Annotated in this window: 22 protein-coding genes and 1 tRNA gene; 12 read left to right on the forward strand and 11 right to left on the reverse strand. The window is 70.6% G+C overall.

From position 1 onward, the window contains the following. The first annotated feature begins 661 nt into the window (after positions 1-661). The 4 genes from LR948_RS14105 (at position 662) to eno (ending at position 5,055) form a co-directional block, all read left to right on the forward strand. Entirely contained in the window at positions 662-1,465 is an 804-nt protein-coding gene (locus LR948_RS14105) for a DUF533 domain-containing protein (RefSeq protein WP_232754716.1), read from the forward strand. Between the two features lie 11 nt (positions 1,466-1,476). Continuing rightward, positions 1,477-2,364, forward strand: coding sequence for a DMT family transporter (locus LR948_RS14110; RefSeq protein WP_232754717.1), 888 nt, complete (start codon positions 1,477-1,479; stop codon positions 2,362-2,364). A 302-nt stretch (positions 2,365-2,666) separates the two neighbouring features. Then, on the forward strand, positions 2,667-3,623 hold the full coding sequence (locus LR948_RS14115) for a DMT family transporter (protein ID WP_232754718.1): 957 nt from the start codon (positions 2,667-2,669) through the stop codon (positions 3,621-3,623). Between the two features lie 154 nt (positions 3,624-3,777). Further along, positions 3,778-5,055, forward strand: a complete 1,278-nt coding sequence (eno, locus tag LR948_RS14120; RefSeq protein WP_232754719.1) for a phosphopyruvate hydratase — start codon at positions 3,778-3,780, stop codon at positions 5,053-5,055. Positions 5,056-5,319: 264 nt separating this feature from the next. Here eno and ccmE read toward each other — a convergent pair whose 3' ends face one another. From ccmE to LR948_RS14140, 4 genes are all read right to left on the reverse strand, one after another. After that, the gene (ccmE, locus tag LR948_RS14125) at positions 5,320-5,778 is read right to left on the reverse strand and encodes a cytochrome c maturation protein CcmE (RefSeq protein WP_232754807.1); all 459 of its coding nucleotides are present in this window, start codon (positions 5,776-5,778) and stop codon (positions 5,320-5,322) included. 61 nt (positions 5,779-5,839) lie between these two features. After that, a complete protein-coding gene (locus LR948_RS14130; RefSeq protein WP_232754720.1) occupies positions 5,840-6,694 on the reverse strand; it encodes a lysophospholipid acyltransferase family protein in 855 nt (284 codons plus the stop codon). Next, a complete protein-coding gene (locus LR948_RS14135; protein ID WP_232754721.1) occupies positions 6,691-7,452 on the reverse strand; it encodes a GNAT family N-acetyltransferase in 762 nt (253 codons plus the stop codon). Before LR948_RS14135 ends, LR948_RS14130 begins: the two co-directional genes overlap by 4 nt. 122 nt (positions 7,453-7,574) lie before the next feature. Then, a complete protein-coding gene (locus tag LR948_RS14140) occupies positions 7,575-7,763 on the reverse strand; it encodes a DUF3553 domain-containing protein (RefSeq protein WP_232754722.1) in 189 nt (62 codons plus the stop codon). An 11-nt stretch (positions 7,764-7,774) separates the two neighbouring features. Between LR948_RS14140 and LR948_RS14145 the strand changes: the two genes are divergently transcribed. After that, complete coding sequence (locus LR948_RS14145) at positions 7,775-8,449, forward strand: histidine phosphotransferase family protein (protein WP_232754723.1); 675 nt, start codon at positions 7,775-7,777, stop codon at positions 8,447-8,449. Positions 8,450-8,772: 323 nt separating this feature from the next. Here LR948_RS14145 and LR948_RS14150 read toward each other — a convergent pair whose 3' ends face one another. The 7 genes from LR948_RS14150 to LR948_RS14180 form a co-directional block, all read right to left on the reverse strand. Continuing rightward, positions 8,773-10,038 carry a glutamate-5-semialdehyde dehydrogenase gene (locus tag LR948_RS14150; RefSeq protein WP_232754724.1) on the reverse strand — a complete coding sequence of 422 codons (1,266 nt, stop codon included), beginning with the start codon at positions 10,036-10,038 and terminating at the stop codon, positions 8,773-8,775. 40 nt (positions 10,039-10,078) lie between these two features. Continuing rightward, positions 10,079-11,185 (reverse strand): glutamate 5-kinase, encoded by a 1,107-nt coding sequence (proB, locus tag LR948_RS14155; RefSeq protein WP_232754725.1) that lies wholly within the window; start codon positions 11,183-11,185, stop codon positions 10,079-10,081. Further along, on the reverse strand, positions 11,173-12,225 hold the full coding sequence (gene obgE / locus LR948_RS14160; RefSeq protein ID WP_232754726.1) for a GTPase ObgE: 1,053 nt from the start codon (positions 12,223-12,225) through the stop codon (positions 11,173-11,175). The genes proB and obgE overlap by 13 nt, the downstream gene beginning before the upstream one ends. 80 nt (positions 12,226-12,305) lie before the next feature. Continuing rightward, positions 12,306-12,845, reverse strand: coding sequence for a GNAT family N-acetyltransferase (locus LR948_RS14165; protein WP_232754727.1), 540 nt, complete (start codon positions 12,843-12,845; stop codon positions 12,306-12,308). A 199-nt stretch (positions 12,846-13,044) separates the two neighbouring features. Then, positions 13,045-13,314, reverse strand: a complete 270-nt coding sequence (rpmA, locus tag LR948_RS14170) for a 50S ribosomal protein L27 (RefSeq protein ID WP_232754728.1) — start codon at positions 13,312-13,314, stop codon at positions 13,045-13,047. A 28-nt stretch (positions 13,315-13,342) separates the two neighbouring features. Continuing rightward, the gene (locus tag LR948_RS14175) at positions 13,343-13,993 is read right to left on the reverse strand and encodes a 50S ribosomal protein L21 (RefSeq protein WP_232754729.1); all 651 of its coding nucleotides are present in this window, start codon (positions 13,991-13,993) and stop codon (positions 13,343-13,345) included. A 250-nt stretch (positions 13,994-14,243) separates the two neighbouring features. After that, complete coding sequence (locus LR948_RS14180) at positions 14,244-15,062, reverse strand: DUF2059 domain-containing protein (protein WP_232754730.1); 819 nt, start codon at positions 15,060-15,062, stop codon at positions 14,244-14,246. A gap of 146 nt (positions 15,063-15,208) precedes the next feature. On the opposite strand from LR948_RS14180, the gene LR948_RS14185 reads away from it, so the two are divergent. From LR948_RS14185 to LR948_RS14215, 7 genes are all read left to right on the forward strand, one after another. After that, positions 15,209-15,298 (forward strand) — tRNA-Ser (locus LR948_RS14185). A 154-nt stretch (positions 15,299-15,452) separates the two neighbouring features. Continuing rightward, positions 15,453-16,034, forward strand: a complete 582-nt coding sequence (locus LR948_RS14190; protein ID WP_232754731.1) for a TetR/AcrR family transcriptional regulator — start codon at positions 15,453-15,455, stop codon at positions 16,032-16,034. Positions 16,035-16,037: 3 nt separating this feature from the next. Continuing rightward, positions 16,038-17,120, forward strand: a complete 1,083-nt coding sequence (locus tag LR948_RS14195; protein ID WP_232754732.1) for an efflux RND transporter periplasmic adaptor subunit — start codon at positions 16,038-16,040, stop codon at positions 17,118-17,120. 4 nt (positions 17,121-17,124) lie between these two features. Next, positions 17,125-20,169, forward strand: a complete 3,045-nt coding sequence (locus tag LR948_RS14200; RefSeq protein WP_232754733.1) for an efflux RND transporter permease subunit — start codon at positions 17,125-17,127, stop codon at positions 20,167-20,169. 229 nt (positions 20,170-20,398) lie between these two features. Then, positions 20,399-21,106 (forward strand): ABC transporter permease, encoded by a 708-nt coding sequence (locus tag LR948_RS14205; protein WP_232754734.1) that lies wholly within the window; start codon positions 20,399-20,401, stop codon positions 21,104-21,106. Further along, positions 21,099-21,869 carry an ATP-binding cassette domain-containing protein gene (locus LR948_RS14210; protein WP_232754735.1) on the forward strand — a complete coding sequence of 257 codons (771 nt, stop codon included), beginning with the start codon at positions 21,099-21,101 and terminating at the stop codon, positions 21,867-21,869. Before LR948_RS14205 ends, LR948_RS14210 begins: the two co-directional genes overlap by 8 nt. A 42-nt stretch (positions 21,870-21,911) precedes the next feature. Further along, a complete protein-coding gene (locus LR948_RS14215) occupies positions 21,912-22,730 on the forward strand; it encodes a substrate-binding domain-containing protein (RefSeq protein ID WP_232754736.1) in 819 nt (272 codons plus the stop codon). Positions 22,731-22,950: the final 220 nt, after the last annotated feature.

The raw sequence follows: 22,950 nt of genomic DNA on the forward strand, positions 1-22,950 counted from the left end.
CTCGCTCGTAGCGTGGCTGCGCCGGCCCCCGGTCCGGTGCGCGCCCTCCGGTGTGCTTGCCGAGAGGGTGGCAGGGGCGTGTGGGAGAGGCGCGCCCTGGGAGCGACCAATGGGCTCGTTGAGCCTGTTGTGTCGGCTGGTCTGGTTCGGCTGATTGGCCTGGTCGGACTGATTGGTCCGGTCGGACTGGTTGGGCTTGCCGGGCAGGTCTGGCCCGGCTGATTGGGCTGGTTAGGCTGGTCGGGCCGGTTGGGCCGGTTGGGCCGGTTGGGCCGGTTGGGCCGGTTGGGCCGGTTGGGCCGGTTGGGCCGGTTGGGCCGGTTGGGCCGGTTGGGCCGGTTGGGCCGGTTGGGCCGGTTGGGCCGGTTGGGCCGAGACAAGTCTGGGCAGAGCGCCTCCGTCAAGGCCGCACCCGAGCAGCCGCTCCTCACACGCCCCTCACACGTCCCTCACCTGTCCCCAACGCCAACCACCACCAAACACCCACCGCCCTCACCGCCCACACCCTTGGTCGACACCAACCTCCGCCATATATCCTCCCCCATCACCCGCCGGGAAAAATGGCTGCGCGGCGGGGCGTTCTGTGCCACCCTCGGCCTCAGAGCACCCCGGAGCACCACGCATCCGCAGGCCCCGGTTCAGCATTCAAGGAGTCCCGCCCATGAGCCTGATGAAGACCCTCACCAAAGTTGCCATCGGCTATGCCGCCGCGCGGGGCGTCGACCGGCTCTCGGGCGGCAAGGGCCTCTCGGGGCTCTTCGGCGGCGGGGCGCAGATCAAGGGCCACCACCCCGCCACCCAGGCGGGCAGCCAGATGACCGAGCAAATGCAGGCCGGGGCCACCCAGGCCTCCGCGCCGATGCAGTCGCTCCTGGGCAACCTCAGGACCGCGGGCTTCGACCTCTCGGCGATGATGGGCGGCGCCGCGACCGGCGGCGGCCAGGGCGGCGCGCAGGGCAAGGGCAAGGGTCTTCTGACCGCCATGCCCTCGACGGGCTCCGGCGGGCTCGCGGGGATGCTCGCCGCCGCCGGCGGGGCCGCGGCCATGGGCGGCAAGGGCGCGGGCGCGCTCATCGACCAGTTCAACGTCGACAAGACCGCCCCCGACCTCGAGAAAAGCGCGGGCCTCATGCTGCGCGCGATGATCCAGGCCGCCAAGGCCGACGGCCATATCGACGCCGAGGAGAAGGCCAAGATCCTCGAGCTCGTGGGCGATGACGCCACCGAGGAGGACCTGGCCTTCGTCAAGGCCGAGCTCGAGGCGCCGATCGACATCGCGGGTCTCGCCGAGGCGACGCCGGAAAACCAGAAGATGCCGGTCTATTCCGCCTCGCTGATGACCATCCGCGTCGACACCGACGAAGAGGCCGAATATCTCGACCGGCTGGCCAATGCGCTGGGGCTCGACGAGCCCACGGTCAACGCGCTGCACCTGCAGATGGGCAACAAGCCTCTCTACGTCTGATCCGAGGCCCCATGCCGACGAAACACCCGGCCTTCGGGATCGGGCTGGCGGCCTTCGGCGCGCTGGTCCTCTCCCCCGACGCGCTTTTCATGCGGCTCTCGGGCATGGAGGGGCTGCAGATGGTCGCCTGGCGCGGCAGCCTCATGGGCCTTCTGTTCCTTGCGGCCTGGGCACTGACCCGGCGCGGCGCGCCGCGGGCGCGGGCGGGCGACCTGGCGGCGCTGGCCAGCGGCGCGGGCCTCGCGGTCCTTGGCGCGCAGGTGGCGAGCGTGCTGCTCTTCCCGACCGGCATCGCGCTGGCGCCGGTGGCGATCATGCTGATCGGCGTGGCCACCTCGCCGGTCTGGGCGGCGCTCCTGTCGCGGTATTTCTTCGGCGAGAAAACCGGCCGGGCGACCTGGATCACCATGGCGGTGGTGCTTGTCGGGATCGCCATCGCGGTCAGCGGGCACGGCGATGTGGCGATCTCGCCCCGGGCGCTTCTGGGGGCGCTTTGCGGGGTCGGCGTGGCCTTCATGCTGGCGCTCAACTTCACCATCCTGCGCTTCGTGAGCGAGATCCCGATCCTCTTGGTCATGGGCCTGGGCTCGGGACTGGCGGGCCTGCTGGCCCTGGTGGTGAGCGGCCCGGCGGGGCTGACCGAGGGCCATGTGCCGGCGATCCTGGTCACGGCGCTCCTGATCCTGCCCATCTCCTTCTTCGCGCTGTTCCTCGCGCCCCGGCACACGGCGGCGGCCAACGTCAGCCTGTTGATGCTGCTCGAGACGGTGCTCGGGCCGCTCTGGGTCTGGGTCGGCATCGGCGAAGCGCCCACGCCGCGCATGCTGGCGGGCGGGGCGCTGGTGATCGGGGCGCTGGCGATCTACCTCGCGCGCCCGAAGCGCCGCGCGCGGATGTGAGCGGAGCGCGGGCGGGCGTGAGACGGCACCGAGGCGGGCGGCTCCGCGCGTCCGGCTGAGGGCTGCTCGTCGCGTCCGGGCTTAGGGCTCGAGGCTAGGCCCCTGAGATTTTCTGTCTTTGGCATAGTAACCCACGCCTAACGGCGCTCTGCCGCATGCAGCGCGCAATCGCCCCCCAAGCAGCCCCTCGCCTCCAGCCGGAGCCTCTGCCCTTCACACCTCGCCCAGCCCCACCCCGCCGAACCGCCTTTCCCCCGGCGCCGACACAGGATACCGCTGGCCCCGCAAGCATCGGAGATCCCATGGACAATCTGCGCGGCGCCCTTCTGATGATCCTGGCCATGGCGGCCTTCGCGGTGGAGGACGCCTTCATCAAGACCGCCGCGCGGGAGCTGCCGACCGGGCAGATCCTGATCGTGATCGGCGTCGTGGGCGGGCTGTTCTTCGGGCTCCTCGCCCGGCGGCGCGGCATCCGGCTTTTCACCCGCGACCTCCTCGATCCGCCGATCATGGTGCGCAACATCTCCGAGATCCTCGGCACCATCGGCTTCATCACCGCGATCACCACGATCCCGCTGTCGACCGCTTCGGCGGTGGCCCAGGCCATGCCGCTGGTGGTGACCCTGGGCGCGGCGTTGATCTTCGGCGAGCCGGTGGGCTGGCGGCGCTGGTCGGCGATCTTCGCGGGGCTCGCGGGCGTCCTGGTGATCATCCGCCCCGGGCTTCAAGGCTTCGACCCGAACGCGCTCTGGGCGGTGCTGGCGGTGGTGGGCCTCGCCGGGCGCGACCTCTCGGCCCGCGCGGTGCCCGGACGGGTGCCGCATATGCAGCTCGCCGCCTACGGCTTCCTGACGCTGATCCCGACGGGGCTCATTCTGCTCGCGGCCTCGGGCGCGCGGCTAGTCTGGCCGGACCTCCTGCACGCGGGGCTTCTGGCGGGCGCGGTGGGGACCGGGATGATCGCCTACTACGCGATCACCTCGGCCTCGCGGACGGGGGATGTCTCCTTCGTGACGCCCTTCCGCTTCACCCGAATGCTCTTCGCGCTGGCGATCGGCATCGCGATCTTCGGCGAGCGGCCGGACGCGCTGACCTATCTCGGCGCCACGGTGATCGTGGGCGCGGGCATCTACACCTTCCTGCGCGAGCGCCGCCTCGCCCAGCAGGGCGCCAAGACCCCGGCCCGGGGCGGCGCGGCCGGCACGCCGGGCGCCCCGGCCCCCGCCGAGAGCCAGGGCAAGGGCCGCCCCCCGCGCTGAGGCGCGCGTCACCGGCGCGCAGGACACCATGCCGACGTTCACCCGGTGTCGTTACCGCTAACAAATTCCCGCCGAGCCGCGTTTACAGCCACGCCCGGGCTGGTATAGGTCGATACCGACCGGACATGCCCCAGGCACAGAGGAGGCCTCATCCATGAGCATCATCATCGACATCCATGCCCGCGAGATCATCGACAGCCGCGGCAACCCGACCGTCGAGGTCGACGTGACGCTCGAGGACGGCACCATGGGCCGCGCCGCGGTGCCCTCGGGCGCCTCGACCGGCGCCTATGAGGCGGTCGAGCGCCGCGACGGCGACCAGGCGCGCTACAAGGGCAAGGGCGTCCTCGAGGCCGTCGCCGCGGTCAACGGCGAGATCGCCGAGGAGATCATCGGCATGGAGGTCACCGAGCAGGTCGGCATCGACCGCGCGATGATCGAGCTCGACGGCACCGACAACAAGGGCCGGCTCGGGGCCAACGCGATCCTCGGCGTGTCGCTGGCCGTCGCCAAGGCCGCCGCCGACGATTGCGCCCAGCCGCTCTTCCGCTACGTGGGCGGCACCTCGGCGCGGGTCCTGCCGGTGCCGATGATGAACATCATCAACGGCGGCGAACACGCCGACAACCCGATCGACATCCAGGAGTTCATGATCATGCCGGTCGCCGCGGAGAACATCCGCGAGGCGGTCCGCATGGGCTCCGAGGTCTTCCACACGCTGAAGAAGGAGCTCGCCGCGGCGGGCATGTCGACGGGCCTCGGCGACGAGGGCGGCTTCGCGCCCGAGCTGAAGGGCACCCGCGACGCGCTCGATTTCATCCTGAAGTCCATCGAGAAGGCCGGCTACACGCCCGGCGACGACATCTGCCTGGCGCTCGACGCCGCCTCGACGGAATACTTCAAGGACGGCAAATACGAGATGAAGGGCGAGGGCCTCTCGCTCACCCCCGAGGAGAACGTCGACTACCTCGCCAAGCTCTGCGCCGACTACCCGATCATCTCGATCGAGGACGGCTGTTCCGAGGACGACTGGGAGGGCTGGAAGATCCTCACCGAGAAGCTCGGCGCCAAGGTGCAGCTGGTGGGTGACGACCTCTTCGTGACCAACCCCAAGCGGCTCTCGGACGGGATCTCGCGCGGGGTGGCGAACTCCATGCTGGTCAAGGTGAACCAGATCGGCACGCTGACCGAGACCCTGCAGGCGGTCGATATGGCGCATCGCGCTGGCTATACCAACGTCATGTCGCACCGCTCGGGCGAGACCGAGGACGCCACCATCGCCGATCTCGCGGTGGCGACGAACTGCGGGCAGATCAAGACCGGCAGCCTCGCGCGGTCGGACCGGCTGGCGAAATACAACCAGCTGATCCGCATCGAGGAAATGCTCGCCGAGACCGCGGAATACGCGGGCCGGTCGATCCTGAAGGGCTGAGGCCTTCTGTTTGGCGGACTGCGGGCGCCGCGCCTTGTCAGGCGCGGCGCCCGCAGGCGTTTTGGCCTCGTCCGGGGCCTGGCGGCCCCGGCCTCAGGTTGCCTCCGGCGGGAGGTATTTGAGGCCCGGTCAAGCCTGGAGGGGTGGCGCGCCGGGGGAGAGGGCGCGGCGCGGATGGCGGGCCGGGGATATTTGGTGGGTGTGTGACTGGCGTCGCGTGGGGCGCGTGTGGCGCGGTTCGCGAGGGACCGCGCGGGCCCTGGCTCAGCTGCCGGGGGTGCCGCCGCTTTCCGGCTGGTAGACGCCTTGTTCCTTCAGCGCGTCGACCACTTCCTTCGGCATATAGGTCTCGTCGTGTTTGGCGAGGATTTCCGAGGCCTCGAAGGTGCCGTCCACGTAGCGCCCGGTGCCGACCATGCCCTGGTTCTCCTCGAAGAGGTCGGGCAGCACGCCGGTGTAGCTCACCGCCACGCTGGCGCCGCCGTCGGTGACGCGGAAGCGCACCGTCTCGCCCTGGCCGCGCACCAGGCTGCCCTCTTCGACCAGCCCGCCGATGCGGAAGACCTCTTCGGGGCCCGGGGGGGCCTCCGTCACCTGGCTCGGCGAGCGGAAGAAGTTGATCCCGTCGCGCATCGCGTAGCCGATCAGCACGGTCGCCACCACCAGCGCCGTGGTGGTCAGCGCCAGGATCTGGATGCGGCGGGTCTTCTTGAGCGAGGTCAGGGCCATGGGTCTTCCGGTCTGGGCGTCACGTCCGAGATATAGGCAAAAGCGCCGGGCCCGCCTAGGGGCGGTGCTGCCGCAGGGGCGCGGGCGCGGCGCCGGCGCTCTCGAAACCCGCGCGGACATGGGCCTCGAGCGCGCGGGCCAGCGACTTGCGGTTGGGGTAGGCGTCGACCCGGAGCGGCGGGTGGTAGACCAGCGTCACCGAACCGTGGCGGCGCCGCGCCAGCATCTGCACCAGGTGGCCGCCGAAGGTCATCTCGCCCCACCAGCCGTAGAGGTCGGCGCGGGCGCCCTCGGGGGCGTGGTAGCAGAGGCTCACCGCCTGCAGCCGCATCTCGTGGCGCAGGCCCTCGGCCAGGAAAGCCTCGAAGAGCGTGGTCTTGAACGGCAGGACCCGGCGCCCGTCGGTCGAGGTGCCCTCGGGGAAGAACAGGAGCCTGTGGCCGTGGTGCAGCCTTGTCTCGAATAGCCGCGCCTGGCGGGCGGCCTCGCGGCGGTCGCGGGCGATGAAGACCGTGCCGGTGGCGCGCGCCAGCCAGCCGATGCCGGGCCAGCCCGAGACTTCCGCCTTGGAGACGAAATAAAGGTTGGCCTGGGCGTTCAGCACGAAGATGTCGAGCCAGGAGGAATGGTTGGCCACCATGGCGCCGCGCTCGGCGAGCGGGCGGCCGCGGCGGGTGACCTTGAGGCCCAGGATCGCGAGCGACACGCGGCAGACCCCTTGGGTGATCCAGGGGGTGACCGGGCGGCGGGTGCCGAAGATCGGCGCCTCGATGAGCCGCAGGAGGAGAAGCAGCGCCAGCCCGCCGAAGACCGTGGTGCCCATGGCGAGGCCCCGGAGCGCTACCCGCAGCCAACCGAGCGGCCCGGGCGGAGCGTCCTGCGGCAGGGGCCGCGCGTCCCAGGGCGTCACGTCCGGCCCTCGGCGTAGAGCGCCCGCCGCTTGGGATCGAGCGCGGCGGTGTCCATGACCAGGCAGATGTCGACGGTGTTGAAGGCGCGGTCGATGAAGGCGCCCTCGCCCACCATGCCGCCGAGCCGCAGATAGCCCTTGATCAGCGCCGGGGTCTCGCGCACCGCGCGGGGGCGGTCGATGGCCGCTTCGGGCAGGAGGTCCATGGGCTGGAACTGGCGCGAGCGCACCCGCAGTGCCTCGGGCGCGAGGTGGCGGTAATGCAGGTTCGACAGCGGCTGCGCCAGGTCCTCGGGGTCGGTGCCATGGAAGCTCGCCACGCCGAAGAGCAGCTCGATGCCGCGCGCCTGGACGTAGTCCGCGAGCCCCTGCCAGAGCAGCATGACCCCCGCCCCGCCGCGGTAGTCGCGGTGCAGGCAGGAGCGGCCAAGCTCGAGAAGCCGCCGGCCCGAGGCGCGGAGCGGCGCGAGGTCGTATTCGTCCTCGGAATAGAACTGGCCGATCTGCGCGGCGCCCGCCTCGGTCAGGAGCCGGTAGACACCCACGACCGGGGCCTCGGGGCGGGCGTCGTCGAAGAGCAGGAGATGGTCGAAGACCGGATCGAAGCGGTCGCGCTCGAGCCGCGCGGCGTGGTCGACCAGGGCGCCGGTGCTGCCCAGTTCCGCGACGAAGACCTCGTAGCGCAGACGCTGGGCGGCGCGGATCTCGGCCTCGGTCTGGGCCAGGGCGACGCGGAAGCGCGGCGCGGTGGTGAGCATGGGCCGGTCCTCCGGGGTCCTCTGGCCCGAGGGATAGGCAGCGCGGACGGCATTTGCAACTCGGGGCCGGCGGGTCCCGGGGCGCTGCGGGCGGCGGTTAACCTTTCCCTTACCCGGGGGCGCTAGTCTTCGCCGAAGACCGGAAGCAGCGCGACCCGGCGGCCGTCGATCACCACCTTGCCCTCGTCGGGGAAGTTCACGGTGATCCGCCCGCCGATGTTCGACTGCACCTGGCCCCGGCCCCATTCGGGCTTTCCGGGATGTTCCACGAGCATGCCGGGCTCGAGCAGGGCGTTGAGGTCGTTGGACATGGAGGTGCCTCATGGATGAACGGGTGCTGCAGGACAAGGCCCGGAACGGGACGGCGGGCGCCGACCCGCCGGGCCAGGGCGGGCCTGGCCGCGAGGCTAACGCAGAACTCTGGCCGCTGATAGCCGCGCGGATCTGCCACGACCTGGTCTCGCCCCTGGGCGCGATCGGCAACGGGCTGGAGTTGCTGGAACTGGCGGGCGGCGCGGGCCGGGCCGAGGCGGCGTTGATCGCCGAGAGCCAGCGTGCCTGCACCGACCGGGTGGCCTTCTTCCGGGTGGCCTTCGGCGCGGGCGGCGATGCGCGCAGCTTCTCGGCCGAGGAGGCGGGGGCCATGCTGCACCGCTTCGCGCTGTCTTCCGGCGCGGCGCGGCCGCATTGGCAGGTGTCCGATCCGGTCACCCGGGCCGAGGCGCAGCTGGGCTTCCTGGGCTATCTCTGCCTCGACCGCTGCCTGCCCGCGGGCGGCGCGGTGACGCTGGCCCGCGCCGCGGGACGCTGGCGGCTGAGCACCGAGGGGGCGGAGCTGCGCGCCCTGCCCGACCTCTGGCGCGCGGCACGGGGCGGGCCCGCCCCGCCGCTCAGCCCCGCCGAGGTGCAATTCGGCCTGCTGCCCCGCTGTGCCTTGGCGCTGGGGCGCGAGCCGGAGCTGTCCGAAGGCGCGGGCGGGCTGGTGCTGACGGTGTGACTTGGGCGGTGCGATGGGCGCGGGGATTGGTGGAGCGGGCGTGGAGGCGGATCACGCTCCGGCAGGGTCGTCGCAGAGGCAGCGTCGAGGCCGGCAGCCCTCTTGAGGGCGCGTCATGCCTTGGAGGGCTCCAGTCGAAGCGCCTTGCCCACTCGGGAGCACGTCGGGCCGGCAACTGCGACGCCACCGCCGCCCCGCCGGCTCAAGTCGACGCCGCCCTGCCCGTTCAGGCCGACGCCGCTGTGCCCGTTCAGACCGACGCCGCTCTGCCGGTTCAGGCCGTCGCCGCGCTGCCCCGGTCAGGCCCGCGCCGCCTGCCCCGCTCAGGCCCGCGTCGTCCCGTCGCCTTCGACGATATACTTGAAGCTCGTGAGCTGCTCGACGCCGACCGGCCCGCGGGCGTGCATCTTGCCGGTGGCGATGCCGATCTCGGCGCCCATGCCGAACTCTCCGCCGTCGGCGAACTGAGTCGATGCGTTGCGCATCAGGATCGCCGAATCGACCCGCGCGAAGAAGCGCTCCGCCGTGGCGTCGTCCTCGGTCAGGATGCAGTCGGTATGCGCGGAACTGTAGCGCCGGATATGCGCGATGGCGCCGTCGACATCGGGCACCACCTTGGCGGCGATGATCATGTCGAGGTATTCGCAGCCCCAGTCGGCCGCCTCGGCCGGCTTCACCCCGGGCACCTCGGCGAGCCGCGCATCGCCGCGCACCTCGACGCCCGCGTCGACCAGCGCGCGCAGGACGCCCTGCCCGATGGTGTCGACCACCTCCTCGTGGATCAGCAGGCATTCCGCCGCGCCGCAAATGCCGGTGCGGCGGGTCTTGGCGTTCATCACCACGTCGAGCACCTTTTGCGGGTCGGCGCCCTTGTCGATATAGACATGCACGATGCCCTCGAGATGGGCGAAGACCGGCACCCGCGCCTCGCGCTGCACCAGGCCGACGAGCCCCTTGCCGCCGCGCGGCACGATCACGTCGACATGTTCGGTCATGCCCAGAAGATGGCTCACCGCCGCGCGGTCGCGGGTCGGCACCCGCTGGATCGCCGCCTCGGGCAGGTCTGCCGCGCGCAGCCCCGCGGCCAGGCAGGCGTGGATCGCCTCGGAGGAATGGAAACTCTCGGAGCCGCCGCGCAGGATCACCGCGTTGCCTGCCTTGAGGCAAAGCGCCCCGGCGTCGGCGGTCACATTGGGGCGGCTCTCGTAGATCACCCCGATCACGCCCAGGGGCGTGCGCACCCGGCGGATCTTGAGCCCCGTCGGGCGGTCCCATTCGGCCATGGTGGCGCCCACCGGATCGGGCAGCGCGGCGATCTCGCGCAGGGCCTTGGCGATGCCCGCCACGCGGGCCTCGTCCAGCATCAGCCGGTCCATCATCGCGGGGCTCAGCCCTTTCTCGCGCCCGAACGCGAGGTCTTGCGCATTGGCGGCGATGATCGCAGCGGTCTGCGCCTCGATCTCGTCGGCCGCGGCCTCCAGCGCCCGGGTCTTGGCCTCGGGCGCGGCAAAGGCCAGCTCGGCCGCGGCATCCCTGGCCCGCGCGCCGATCTCCTCCATCAGCGTCTCGATCTCGCCCTGGTCCTTCATCGCCTTCCGCCTTTCTTCAGCGCGCCATGCCTAGCACGGATCACAGCGCCATGTCGTCCCTGTGGATCAGCACCGCCCTGCCCGGATAGCCGAGGATCGCCTCGATCTCCTGGCTGCGGTGGCCGCGGATCGCGCGGGCCTCCTCGGCGGTGTAGCGGGTCAGCCCCTGCCCCAGCGCCGCGCCCTCGGGCGTGCGGATCGCCACCGGGTCGCCGCGCCCGAAGGCGCCCTCGACCCGCGCGATGCCCGCCGGCAGCAGCGACCGCCCGGCCCGCAGCGCCGTCACCGCTCCCGCATCCAGCGTCAGCGTGCCGCGCGGCTTCATCGCCGCGATCCAGCGCTTGCGCGCGGTATGCGGGTCGCCCTGCGGGGTGAACCAGGTGGCCGGCGCGCCGTTTTCCAGCGCCGCCAGGGGGTTGAGGCCCGATCCTTCGGTGATCGCCATGGCGCAACCCGCCGCGGTGGCGGTCTTGCCGGCCATGAGCTTGGTCTTCATCCCGCCTTTCGACAGGCCCGAGCCCGCGTCGCCGGCCATGGCCTCGATCTCGGGGGTGATGGTCTCGATCACTTCGAAGCGCCGCGCCGAAGGGTCCTCGGCGGGATTGCCGGAATAGAAGCCGTCGACGTCCGACAGCAGGATCAGCTGGTCGGCGCCCACCGTCACCGCCACCTGGGCGGCCAGCCGGTCGTTGTCGCCGTAGCGGATCTCGTCGGTGGCCACGGTGTCGTTCTCGTTCACGATGGGCACGACGCCATGCGCGAGAAGTGCCTCCATGGTGGCGCGGGAATTGAGGTAGCGCCGGCGGTCGGCGCTGTCCTCGAGCGTGACCAGGATCTGCGCGGTGGTGATGCCGTGCGGCGCCAGCCCCTCTTCCCAGGCGCGGGCAAGACGGATCTGCCCCACCGCCGCCGCCGCCTGGCTTTGCTCGAGCGGCAGCTCGGCGCGCGGCAGCCCGAGGATCCCGCGCCCCAGCGCGATCGATCCCGAGGAGACCAGCACCACATCGGTGCCCCGCGCGCGCAGCCGGGCGACATCCTCGGCCATGGCGCGCAGCCAGGCGTCGCGGAAGGCCCCCGTCGCCTTGTCGACCAGGAGCGCCGAGCCGATCTTGACGACGACCCGGGCCGCCTCGCTCAGGGCTGCCATCCGCCGCGCTCCTGCTCCTCGTCCTCGCGGTCCTCGCGGCGGCGCAGGGCGCGGGTCTCCTCGACCTCGGCCTTGAGCGCGCGCAAGACGCCGGTTACCCCGTCGCCCGAGATGCCCGACATGGTGAAGACGCGGCACTGCGCGACCTCCTCGAGCTCCTCGCGCAGGAAGGCGCGCTCTTCGTCGTCCATGGCGTCGACCTTGTTGAGGACGGTGATCCGCGGCTTGTCGGCCAGCCCCGCGCCATATTCCTCGATCTCGTTGATGATCGTGCGGTAATCTTCCAGGAGCGAGCCCGAGGTGCCGTCGACCAGGTGCAGCAGCGCCGCGCAGCGCTCCACGTGGCCGAGGAACAGATCGCCGAGCCCGCGGCCCTCATGCGCGCCCTCGATCAGACCGGGGATGTCAGCCACGACAAATTCCACGTTGTCGACGCCCACCACCCCGAGGTTGGGGTGCAGCGTGGTGAAGGGATAATCCGCGATCTTCGGCCGGGCGTTGGAGGTCGCCGCCAGGAAGGTCGACTTGCCGGCGTTCGGCAGGCCCAGGAGCCCGACGTCGGCGATCAGCTTCAGCCGCAGCCAGAGCGTGCGTTCGACCCCGGCCTGGCCGGGATTGGCCCGGCGCGGCGCCTGGTTGGTGGCGCTCTTGAAGTGGATGTTGCCCCAGCCGCCGTTGCCGCCGCGCGCGAGCTGCACGCGCTGGCCCAGCTCGGCCAGGTCGGCGATCACCGTCTCCTGGTCCTCGTCGAGGATCTCGGTGCCGACCGGCACCCGCAACACGATGTCGCCGCCGTCGCGCCCGGTGCGCTGGCGGCCCATGCCCTGCTTGCCGTTCTCGGCGAAGTAATGCTGCTGGTAGCGGAAATCGATCAGCGTGTTCAGCCCGTCGACGGCCTCGGCCCAGACCGAGCCGCCCGAACCGCCGTCGCCGCCATCCGGCCCGCCGTATTCGATATACTTCTCGCGCCGGAAGCTCGCCGCCCCCGCGCCGCCGGAGCCGGAGCGGATGTAGACCTTGCAGAGGTCGAGGAATTTCATCGGGGCGCCCCTTGAGTGATGCGTCAGAGGCGATACTGGACAACGCCCGGTCCCTCAAGTCCCGGGCGCGTCCACGCCTCTCAGTCGAGTTTTTTCAGATAGGTCCAGGTCGGCACCGTGGCCTGCCGCGCGATGCAGAAGACCTCGGCATCGCCGATGTAGTCGAAGCCGCAGTTCACCAGCACCCGCGCCGAGGCGACATTGTCCTGGAAGACCGTGGCGAACATCGTGGCGTTCTGCATCGGGTTGGCCTCGACCAGCGCCTGCACGGCGTCCGAGGCGAGCCCGGTGTTCCAGAAGGCCGGCGCCACCCAGTAGCCGATCTCGGACTGGTTGCGGTCCATGCGCTTTAGCGCGATCACACCCATCAGCTCGGGCGCATCCATGCGCTGGCCGTCGATGGCCCAGATGTCCTCGGTCCGGTCGGGGGCCTGGGCGCGGGCGATATAGGCCTCGGCGGCGCCCGGCGGATAGGGATGCGGGATCGCCCCGGTCATGCAGGCCACGCGCTTGTCCCCGGCGTAAAGCTCGATCAGGCCCTGATCCGAGCGGCGCAGCGGGCGCAGCTGGAACCGGTCCGTGTCGATGACGGGCTGGGCGAGGGTCTGGTCGAGGCTCATCGGGTTACTCCTCCGGGGGTCGGCGCCGCTCCTCCACGGCTACCGGGATGCCTTAGTATCTGGGTGCGGACGGGGCACATGTCATCGCCCTATCCGGGAAAAATGTCTTAACGCGTCCCGTCAGGTGCCTGATCCGGAACGAAAAAGGGGACCGGCGGTATCGCCGATCCCCCTGCTTTTCGCTGCATGCCGGGTCGGCTTACTCAGCGGCCTCCGCCTTGGGAAGCACGGATACGAAGGTGCGGCCCTTGAACCCCTTGCGGAAGTTCACGGCGCCCTCGGTGGTCGCAAAGAGGGTGTGGTCCTTGCCGATGCTCACGCCCGCGCCGGGATAGAACTTCGTGCCGCGCTGGCGGACGATGATGTTGCCCGGGATGGCGCTCTGGCCGCCGTACAGCTTCACGCCGAGGCGACGACCGGCAGAGTCGCGACCGTTGCGGGAGGAACCGCCTGCTTTTTTGTGTGCCATTGGTAAATCTCCTTGATCTTGCCGGCTCTTACGAGCGCGCCTTGGCCTCTTCGACCCACTCCGGCTTCACCTTCACCGCGTCGAAGCTGTCGACGTCGAGGGTGGCGAGCTGGGCGAAGGTCAGGATGCCCGCTTCGTTCAGTTTCTTCTCGGCCGCGGGGCCGATGCCGTTGATCTCTTTCAGGTCGTCCTTCGCGCCTTCGGCGACGGCGGCCTTGGGCGCGGATTTCTCCTGCGCCGCGTCGTTCTTCACGCGGGCCTTCATGTCGGCCTGCTCGGCACGGTTGGCGGTGTAGCGGCTTTCGCCTTCGCCGCGCGGCAGGACGCCGGCGCCGACCGCGGCCTTCACGCCCGACTTGTCCGCGCCCGAGGCGAGGATGTCGGTCACGCGGATCATCGTCAGCTGCTGACGGTGGCCCTTGGTGCGCTTCGACGAATGTTTCCGGCGGCGCTTCACGAAGTGGATGACCTTGTCACCCTTGATCTGGTCGACGATCTCGGCCTGCACGGCCGCGCCATCGACGAAGGGGGCGCCGACCGTCAGGTCATCGCCGCCCAGCATGAGAATCTCGTTGAACTGGACCTTGTCGCCAGCATCGGCCGCGAGCTTTTCGATCCGCAGGGTGTCGCCTGCCTGGACCTTGTACTGCTTGCCGCCGGTCTTCATCACCGCGAACATACGCGTCTTCCTTGTCTTCTACCGCGTTCTTCGGCCCCGGGAGCACTCCCGGTCGTTCTGGGGTCGGACCCCGCCTCGAACAGCGCGCCCTGGCGGGCGTCGTTGGGTTTAAAAACGACAATCGGGGCCGTGGCCCCGTTGTCAGAGCCCCGCGTATGCCGCCCTCGGCCCTGCATGTCAAGCGCCGCAGGGGCGTTGCGGGGGCTTTTTCGCCCGCGCGCGGGGGCGGGCCCGCAGGGCCCGGTCCGCCTCAGAGGTCGGTGCCTGCCATCTGCCCTGCCGCGGCCAGTCCCATGGCATAAGAGATGTCGTTATACATCTGGTTAAAGCCCGAGAAGAGCGCCCGGTTCAGCGCCCCGCCCTCGGGGCTTTCGGACATCTCCACATAGGCGCCCAGTTCCTCGGAGCTGAGCGGGCCATAGGCCATGAGCAGGTAGCCGTGCACCCATTCCACCGTGTCGGCGCGCGTCTCTTCCTCCTGCCCCCAGATGTCGGACAGCATCTCGGCCTCGCCCATCTCCAGCGCGCCGCCGTCGGCCAGCCCCTCGTAGAAGGCGAAGGAGGCATTGAGCGCGCCCGAGACGTTCTGCTCCACCAGGTCGTTGACCTCGATGAAGCGCGAGACCTGCGCGAGCCGCGCGTCCTCGGTCCCGGCCAGCTCGGCGTAGCGGTCGCGGGCGGCCTCCTCGACCTCGCTGTCGAGCATGGCGCGGCGGGCCTCGATCTCGAGGGTCACCACCTCCTGCCCGAGGTCCGAGGAGAAGAAGTCGATCAGCGGCTCGATCTCCTCCGCCGTCAGCTCTTCGTCGAAGCCCGCGCGCACCGCGGCGCGCATGGTGCCCATGTCGTAGATCCGGTCGACCGCCTGGTCCCAGCCGCGGGTCGGCCCGCCGAACATCTCCTGCGCAAGCGTGTCGCCGTAGTCGAGCCCCTCGGCGCGCATGACCGTCAGCGTCTCCTCGATGCGCAGCGCCTCGAGGAGGTCGTCGACCGGCGCGGCGGCCAGCGGGGCGGCCAGCGGAAGGGTCAGAAGCGCGAGGGCCGCGGGGGCGAAGGCGCGTTGGCTCATGGGGCTGTCCTTGTCATGCTGCCCTTCACAGATACGGCGCGCGGGGGCGTTTTCCAAGAACCCGCAGGGGGCAGTGAAATTTTCCGCATTGCCCGGGTTGCACACCCCCGCAGCCTTCGTTACATCGCCGCCTCACAGACCCCCGCGGAGAGGTGCCGGAGTGGTCGAACGGGGCGGTCTCGAAAACCGTTGACCCTTCACGGGGTCCGAGGGTTCGAATCCCTCTCTCTCCGCCACTATCCCTCCAGACAGACCACGTTTCTTCCCCGGCTTTCCGCCGAGGGCCATGGCCCTATGTGCCCGGCCCGGGCCACGCCTCGGCCACTGCGGCGGCATTTTTTCACCGCCGCACTTCTTGACATCTGTCAAAAAACTCCGATTTCGCCTGCCATGGACCCGCGCCGACACAGAACCCGGCTGCGCCTGCAGGCCGCCCTGCGCGCGCTTCTGGCCGAGAAGCCGCTTTCGACGATCTCGGTCGAGGCGCTGGCGCGCCGCGCCGGGACGACCCGCCAGAGCTTCTACAGCCATTACGGCGACCTGGCCTCGATGCTGGGCGACTACCTCGACGGGCTCCTGGCCGAGATCGAGCGCCGCAACCTCGAAATGTTCGGCGAGGGCGGCGATTGCCCCAGCTACGACGACCACCTGCGCAAGTTCACCCGGCTCTTCGGCGACCTCGACCGCGACGACCCGCGGCTGCATGCGCTTTTCGACGGGGTGCCGGGGCTCGCGCCCGAGGACCGCTTCGCCGAGCTGATCGAGACCCTGATGGGCCGGCTGCCCGCGGGCCCCGGCGTGCCCGACCCGCAGCTCCGGCGCATCGCCGCCCGCTTCTACACCGGCGCCTTCGTCGCCGTCTTGCGCGACTGGCTCCGCGCCCGGGAGCCGATCCCGCCGCACGAGCTGGCCGCCGCCTTCACATCGCTGGCCTTCGGCGGCTGGCCCGACGCCCCTCAGAGTGGAACCTGACCCATGTTGCATCGCCCCCTCCTCCGCCGGCTCCTGCCCCTTCTGCCCGCGCTTCTCCTGGATGCCGGCGCGCTCCAAGCCCAGACCGAGGCGCCCGAGGCCCCGCCGGTCCGGCCCGCCAAGATCATGACGCTGGGGGCCGATGCCGCCGCCATCTCGCGCGAGTTCTTCGGCCGGGTCGCCGCCAAGGAGACGGTCGAGCTGGCCTTCCAGGTCAGCGGCCAGATCGCCCGGCTGCCGGTCACCGAGGGCGAGACCTATGACGCGGGCACCCTGCTGGCCGAACTCGACCTCGAGCCGCTGGAGCGCAACGTGCGCCAGGCCGAGGTGCAGCTCAATAAGGCCCAGCGCGACCTCGACCGGCTCGAGAACCTCTCGAGCGCGACGGTCTCGGCGGTGCAGATCGAGGACGCCCGCACCCAGCGCGACCTGGCGCAGATCTCGCTGGAGAACGCCCAGAACAGCCTCGACGACGCCAGCCTGCACGCGCCTTTCGACGCGCTGATCGTGCGGCGGCTGGCGGCGGAGTTCGCCACCGTCTCGGCGGGCCAGCCGGTGCTGCGGGTCTCGGACATGTCCGAGATCCGGGTCGACATCGACGTGCCTGAGGTGCTCTTCCGCCGCGCCCAGGACACCGACAGCGTCGAGTTCCGGGCCAGCCTGCCCGGCCGCGACGAAAGCTTCGCGCTGATCCCGCGCGAGTTCGAGGCCGAGACCGCCGACGTCGGCCAGACCTACCGCACCACGCTGGCCTTCGCCGAGGACCCGGGCGACTACGTGCTGCCCGGCTCCTCGGTCACGGTCACCGCCGAGGCGCGCTATGCCGGGCGCAGCCAGATCGTCGTGCCCGCCACCGCGCTGGTCTACCAGCCCGACCGCAGCCCCACGGTCATGGTCTTCACCCCCTCCGAGGAGGACGCCGACCGCGGCACCGTGCGCCAGACCCCGGTCGAGATCGAGATCCGCGACGACGGCCAGGTGGTCCTGACCGAGGGCCCCGAGGCCGGCACCGAGATCGTCATGGCCGGCGCCTCGATGCTGACCGACGGCCAGCGCGTCCGCCGCTTCACCGGCATCGGGGAGTAAGCCCATGTCCATCGCACGCGCCGCCATCGACCGGTCGCTCCTGACCTGGATGCTGATGATCGGCTGCCTCCTGGGCGGCCTCTGGGGCTTTGCCACCATGGGGCGGCTGGAGGATCCGGCCTTCACCATCAAATCCGCCGTGGTCTTCACCGAATACCCCGGCGCTTCCGCCGAACAGGTCGCCACCGAGGTCAGCGAGCCGCTGGAATCGGCGATCCAGCAGATGGCCGAGATCGACTTCATCACCTCGTCCAACAAGCCCGGGGTCAGCCGGATCACGGTGCAGATCGAATCGACCTACGACGGCACCGAGCTGCCGCAGATCTGGGACAAGCTGCGCAAACGGGTCGAGGACGCCCAGGCGCAGCTCCCGGGCGGCGCGGGCCCGAGCCGGGTCAACGACAACTTCGGCGACGTCTACGGCATCTTCTACGGGGTCACCGCCCCAGGCTTCACCGACGCCGAGATCCACGACCTCGGCGATTACCTCCGCCGCGAGCTTCTGACCGTGGAGGGCGTCGCCGACGTGGCGCTGGCGGGCCTGCCCGAGGAACGCATCTTCGTGGAGCCCAACAAGGCGCTGATCACCAACCTCGGGCTGCCGCCCGGGGCCATCGCCCAGGCCATCTCGAACTCCAATGCGGTCTCGGACGCGGGCTCGGTCACGCAGTCCGGCCAGGAGGTGCGCATCGACGCCCCAGAGGGCTCGGGCACCGTCGACGACATCCGCAGCCTGACCATCGGGGTCAACGGCGAGGTGGTCGAGATCACCGACTTCGCGCGGGTCTACCGCGACCGGGTGGCCGAACCCTCGACGGTGATCCGCTTCGACGGCACCGAGGCCTTCACCCTCGGCGTCTCGGGCAAGGAGGGCGAGAACATCGTCGACGTCGGCCGCGCGGTCGACGCCAAGCTCGACGCGCTGGAGCCCGACATCCCGCTGGGCGTCAGCCTGCACCCGATCTACCAGCAGCACGTCGTCGTCGACGAAGCCTCGACGAGCTTCCTTCTGAACCTCGCGCTTTCGGTGTCGATCGTGGTGGTGGTGCTGGCGCTTTTCATGGGCTGGCGCGCGGCGGTCGTGGTGGGCAGCACGCTCCTGCTCACCGTCGTCGGCACGCTGTTCTTCATGGCCCTGGCCGATCTGCAGATGCAGCGGATCTCGCTCGGGGCGCTGATCATCGCCATGGGCATGCTGGTCGACAACGCCATCGTGGTGGCCGAGGGCATGCAGGGCGACATGGACCAGGGCAAATCCTCGCGCGAGGCGGCCTCGGATGTCGCGGGCAAGACGCAGATCCCGCTGCTGGGGGCGACCGTGATCGGCATCATGGCCTTCGCGGGCATCGGCCTCTCGCCCGATGCGACGGGCGAGTTCCTCTTCTCGCTCTTCGCGGTGATCGGGATCTCGCTTCTGTTGTCCTGGGTGCTGGCGATCACCGCCACGCCGCTCATGGCCCATTACGTCTTCAAGCGCGGTTCGGGCGAAGGCGGAGATCCCTACGGCGGGCCGATCTTCCGGGCCTATGGCGCGGTGCTGCGCGGCGCGCTGCGGGTGCGCTGGCTGGTCATCGCCGGCCTCGTGGCGTTGACGGTGGTCTGCTACTGGGGCTTCGGCCAGGTGAAGCAGCAGTTCTTCCCCGACAGCAACACGCCGATCTTCTACGTCCACTACAAGCTGCCGCAGGGCGCCAGCATCAACCAGACCGCCGCTGACATGGAGGTGCTGGAGGGCTGGCTCGACGAGCGGGAGGACGTGGTCTCGGTCGCGACCTTCGTGGGCGGCGGGGCGACGCGCTTCATGCTGACCTATGCGCCCGAGGAATCGCTGCCGACCTACGGCCACCTGGTGATCCGCACCGAGGCGCTCGAGGACATCCCGCCCCTGCGCGACGCGCTCGAGGACTTCGGGCGCAGCGCCCTGCCCCAGGGCGAGTTCCGCACCGAGCGGCTGGCCTTCGGCCCCGGCGGCGGCGCGCCCATCGCGGTGCGCTTCTCGGGCGCCGACGCCAATGTCCTGCGCGAGCTGGCCGCCGAGGCCAGCGACCGGATGCGCGCGGCCACCGACCAGGTCCAGGACCTGCGCACCGATTGGCGCGAGCGCGAACTGGTGCTGCGCCCGGCCTATGCCGAGGCCCGCGCCCAGACCGCCGGGGTCGCCCGCGAGGACCTGGCCACCGCCTTCCTCACCGCGACCGATGGCGCCCGCGCGGGCGTCTACCGCGAGGAGGACCGGCTGATCCCGATCCTGGTGCGGATGCCCGGCGGCTCGGAAACCGGCGCCGAACACCTGATCGACCAGGTGGTCTATTCGGAGGCCGCGCAGAGCTTCATCCCGGTCGAGCAGATCATCGACGGCTTCGACCACGGCGTCGAGGACACGCTGATCCAGCGCCGCAACCGGGTGCCCACGATCACCGTGGAGGCGGGCGTGCCCGCGGGCGTCAACGCCTCGGCGGTCTTCACCGAGATCCGCCCGGAGATCGAGGCCATGGAGCTGCCCGACGGCTACGCGATGGAATGGGGCGGCGAGTTCGAAAGCTCGAGCGAGGCGCAGGAAAGCCTCGGCCAGCAGCTGCCCCTGTCGCTGATCATCATGGTGGTGATCTCGATCCTGCTCTTCGGGCGGTTGCGCCAGCCGCTGATCATCTGGCTCCTGGTGCCGATGGCGGTGAACGGCGTGGCGATCGGGCTCTTGGGGACAGGGCTGCCCTTCTCCTTCACCGCGCTTCTGGGGCTCCTGTCGCTCTCGGGGATGCTGATCAAGAACGGCATCGTCCTGGTCGAGGAAATCGACCTCACCCGCGCCGAGGGCCTGCCCTTCCGCGAGGCCATCGTGCGCGCCTCGACCTCGCGTCTGCGCCCGGTGGTGCTGGCGGCGGGCACGACGATCCTGGGGATGATCCCGCTCCTGTGGGACGCCTTCTTCGCCTCGATGGCGGTGACGATCATGGGCGGGCTCGGCTTCGCCTCGGTGCTGACGCTGATCGCGGCGCCGGTGGTCTATTCGCTGATGTTCCCCAAGGCCGACCGCGCGGCCCGGGCCTGAACCTCCGGCGGGCGCTCCAAGACCGGGGAGCCCGCCGGTTCGTTTTCCTCTCTTGCGCGGCTTCGGGGCCTGCCCCGGAACCCGCGCCGGAAATTATGCAAGGTTGCGCGCCGGGCCACCCGGCCCGCCCCGCACCCTGAATTTCACCGCAAAACCCGCTTCTCCCCTTGCCTCTCCGTCCGCGCGAGGCATAGTCTGACGCTGCAGCGTTTTCGGGAGGCGGGAAATTTTGCAAGGCATCGCAGAGGCCATATCCCTCGCGCTGGAGCTTGTGCTGCGCGCCGATGCCGACCTTCTGGAGATCGTCGTCCTCTCGCTGCGCGTCTCGCTCACCGCGACGCTCACCGCCTGCCTGATCGGCCTGCCGCTCGGCGCGCTCCTGGCCGTGGCGCGCTTTCCCGGCCGCCAGGCCGCCATCGTCGTGGTCAATGCTCTCATGGGGCTGCCGCCGGTGGTCGTGGGGCTGCTGGTCTACCTGCACCTCTCGCGCGCGGGCCCGCTGGGCTTCCTGGGCCTTCTCTACACCCCAAGCGCCATGATCATCGCCCAGACCATCCTGATCGCCCCGATCGTGACCGCGCTGTCGCGGCAGGTGCTCGAGGACCTGCACGGCGAATACGCCGAGCAGTTCCGCTCGCTCTGCCTCAGCCGCAGCCAGATGGTCGGCGCGCTTCTCTGGGACGGGCGGTTCTCGCTGATGACCGTGGCGCTGGCGGGCTTCGGCCGCGCCGTGGCCGAGGTCGGCGCGGTGATCGTCGTGGGCGGCAATATCGACCATCTCACCCGGGTGATGACCACCGCCATCGCGCTCGAGACCTCGCGCGGGGACCTGGCGCTGGCGCTGGCGCTCGGCATGGTGCTCCTGGTCATCGCGCTCGGGGTCAATGCCGCCGTCCAGGGGGTCCGCATCAACGCCGCGAGGCACGCCCATGTCTGACGCCGCCATCCTGCCCTTCGAGCGCGCCGAACCCAGCGCGTCCCTGCCCCGGCCGATCTTTCCGCTCGCGGTGCGCGGGCTGGCGCTCAGCTACGGCGCGACGCAGGTGCTGGCGGGGGTGGACCTCGATCTGGGCGCCCGCGGCTGCACCGTGGTCATGGGGCCGAACGGCGCGGGCAAGAGCCTGCTTCTGAAGCTCCTGCACGGGCTCATCGCGCCCAGCGGCGGGGTGATCGACTGGGCCGGGCAGAGCCCCTCCGAGGTCACCCGCCGCCAGGCGCTGGTCTTCCAGCGCCCGGTGCTGCTGCGCCGCTCGGTCGGGGCCAATATCGACTTCGTGCTGAAGGCGCGCGGCTTGCCCCGGGCGACGGTGCGCGAGCGCCGCACGGCGCTTCTGGCCCATGTCGGGCTGGCCGAGAAGACCGACCTGCCCGCCCGGCGCCTCTCGGGCGGCGAGGCGCAGCGGCTGGCGCTCGCCCGCGCGCTCGCCACCGAGCCCGAGGTGCTGTTTCTCGACGAGCCGACCGCCAGCCTCGACCCCGCTTCGGCGCTGGCCATCGAGGAGATCGTGACCCGCGCCCGCGACCTCGGGACCCGGGTGATCTTCGTCACCCATGACGTGGGCCAGGCCCGGCGCCTGGCCGATGACGTGGTCTTCCTGCACCGGGGCCGCGTCGCCGAGCACCGCCCCGCCGAGGCCTTCTTCGCCGCGCCCCGTTCCGAGGCCGCCGCCGGCTACCTCGCCGGCCGTATCGTCGTCTGACCACCTGTTTCCTTTGCCCCTCGACCCCCAGGGAGATTGCCCATGTTCACCCGCCCCCTCGGCGCCCTTTGCGCCGCGCTCTGCCTCGCCGGTCCCGCCTTTGCCCAGGACGACCGGATCATCGTGCAATCGACGACGTCCACAGCGAATTCAGGGCTTTACGACCACATCCTGCCGCGCTTCGAGGCGGCGACCGGGATCCGCGTCAGCGTGGTCGCCGTGGGCACCGGCCAGGCGATCCGCAACGCCGAGAACTGCGACGGCGACCTGCTCCTGGTGCACGCCAAACCCGCCGAGGAGGCCTTCGTGGCCGCGGGCCACGGCAGCTGGCGGCGCGACCTGATGTACAACGATTTCGTCATCGTCGGCCCCGAGGCGGACCCCGCCGGGATCGCCGGGACGCAGGACGCCGAGGCGGCCCTGGCCCGGATCGCCGAGGCCGGGGCGCTCTTCGCCTCGCGCGGGGACGACAGCGGCACCCACAAGAAGGAGATGGCGCTTTGGTCCGCGTCGGGCGTCTCCCCCGAGGGCGCCTCGGGCACCTGGTACCGCGAGACCGGCTCGGGCATGGGTGCGACGCTCAACGCCGCGGTCGGCATGGGGGCCTATACGCTGACCGACCGGGCGAGCTGGATCAGCTACGAGAACCGGCAGGACTTCGCGGTGCAGGTCGAGGGCGACGCGGATCTCTTCAACCAATACGGCGTGATCCCGGTGAGCGCCGCGCATTGCCCCTCGGTGAAGGCGGAGGCGGCGGAGGTCTTCGCGGGATGGCTGTTGTCGGACGAGGGACAGGCCGCGATCGCCGGGCACGAGGTGGCGGGGCAGCAGTTGTTTTTCCCCAACGCTGGGGCGGAGTGAGCGGGCGGTTTTCGTAGGGTTTTGGGTGCGTCGGGACTGAGTGCATCGGTTGTTGGGTGCATCTTGGCGGGGGAATGGATTCATCCTGACGGGGCAGTGGGTGCATCCTAACGTGTGTCATCTCGTGGGGGCTTGGCGGCGGGCGTCGGTTCGCGGTGGCATGGCGGCGGCCTGACGGGTTGAGCGCCCTGCCCCGCTGAGCACAGAGCCACGTTGCGGC

It is taken from the genome of Roseivivax sp. GX 12232 (assembly GCF_021272185.1).
Classification (GTDB): Bacteria; Pseudomonadota; Alphaproteobacteria; order Rhodobacterales; family Rhodobacteraceae; genus Roseivivax.

Coding starts and splice junctions, on each gene's coding strand:
- LR948_RS14105 (WP_232754716.1), top strand. CDS start 662: ATGAGCCTGATGAAGACCCTCACCAAAGTTGCCATCGGCTATGCCGCC.
- LR948_RS14110 (WP_232754717.1), top strand. CDS start 1,477: ATGCCGACGAAACACCCGGCCTTCGGGATCGGGCTGGCGGCCTTCGGC.
- LR948_RS14115 (WP_232754718.1), top strand. CDS start 2,667: ATGGACAATCTGCGCGGCGCCCTTCTGATGATCCTGGCCATGGCGGCC.
- eno (WP_232754719.1), top strand. CDS start 3,778: ATGAGCATCATCATCGACATCCATGCCCGCGAGATCATCGACAGCCGC.
- LR948_RS14135 (WP_232754721.1), bottom strand. CDS start 7,452: ATGCTCACCACCGCGCCGCGCTTCCGCGTCGCCCTGGCCCAGACCGAG.
- LR948_RS14140 (WP_232754722.1), bottom strand. CDS start 7,763: ATGTCCAACGACCTCAACGCCCTGCTCGAGCCCGGCATGCTCGTGGAA.
- LR948_RS14145 (WP_232754723.1), top strand. CDS start 7,775: ATGGATGAACGGGTGCTGCAGGACAAGGCCCGGAACGGGACGGCGGGC.
- LR948_RS14150 (WP_232754724.1), bottom strand. CDS start 10,038: ATGAAGGACCAGGGCGAGATCGAGACGCTGATGGAGGAGATCGGCGCG.
- proB (WP_232754725.1), bottom strand. CDS start 11,185: ATGGCAGCCCTGAGCGAGGCGGCCCGGGTCGTCGTCAAGATCGGCTCG.
- obgE (WP_232754726.1), bottom strand. CDS start 12,225: ATGAAATTCCTCGACCTCTGCAAGGTCTACATCCGCTCCGGCTCCGGC.
- LR948_RS14165 (WP_232754727.1), bottom strand. CDS start 12,845: ATGAGCCTCGACCAGACCCTCGCCCAGCCCGTCATCGACACGGACCGG.
- rpmA (WP_232754728.1), bottom strand. CDS start 13,314: ATGGCACACAAAAAAGCAGGCGGTTCCTCCCGCAACGGTCGCGACTCT.
- LR948_RS14175 (WP_232754729.1), bottom strand. CDS start 13,993: ATGTTCGCGGTGATGAAGACCGGCGGCAAGCAGTACAAGGTCCAGGCA.
- LR948_RS14180 (WP_232754730.1), bottom strand. CDS start 15,062: ATGAGCCAACGCGCCTTCGCCCCCGCGGCCCTCGCGCTTCTGACCCTT.
- LR948_RS14190 (WP_232754731.1), top strand. CDS start 15,453: ATGGACCCGCGCCGACACAGAACCCGGCTGCGCCTGCAGGCCGCCCTG.
- LR948_RS14195 (WP_232754732.1), top strand. CDS start 16,038: ATGTTGCATCGCCCCCTCCTCCGCCGGCTCCTGCCCCTTCTGCCCGCG.
- LR948_RS14200 (WP_232754733.1), top strand. CDS start 17,125: ATGTCCATCGCACGCGCCGCCATCGACCGGTCGCTCCTGACCTGGATG.
- LR948_RS14210 (WP_232754735.1), top strand. CDS start 21,099: ATGTCTGACGCCGCCATCCTGCCCTTCGAGCGCGCCGAACCCAGCGCG.
- LR948_RS14215 (WP_232754736.1), top strand. CDS start 21,912: ATGTTCACCCGCCCCCTCGGCGCCCTTTGCGCCGCGCTCTGCCTCGCC.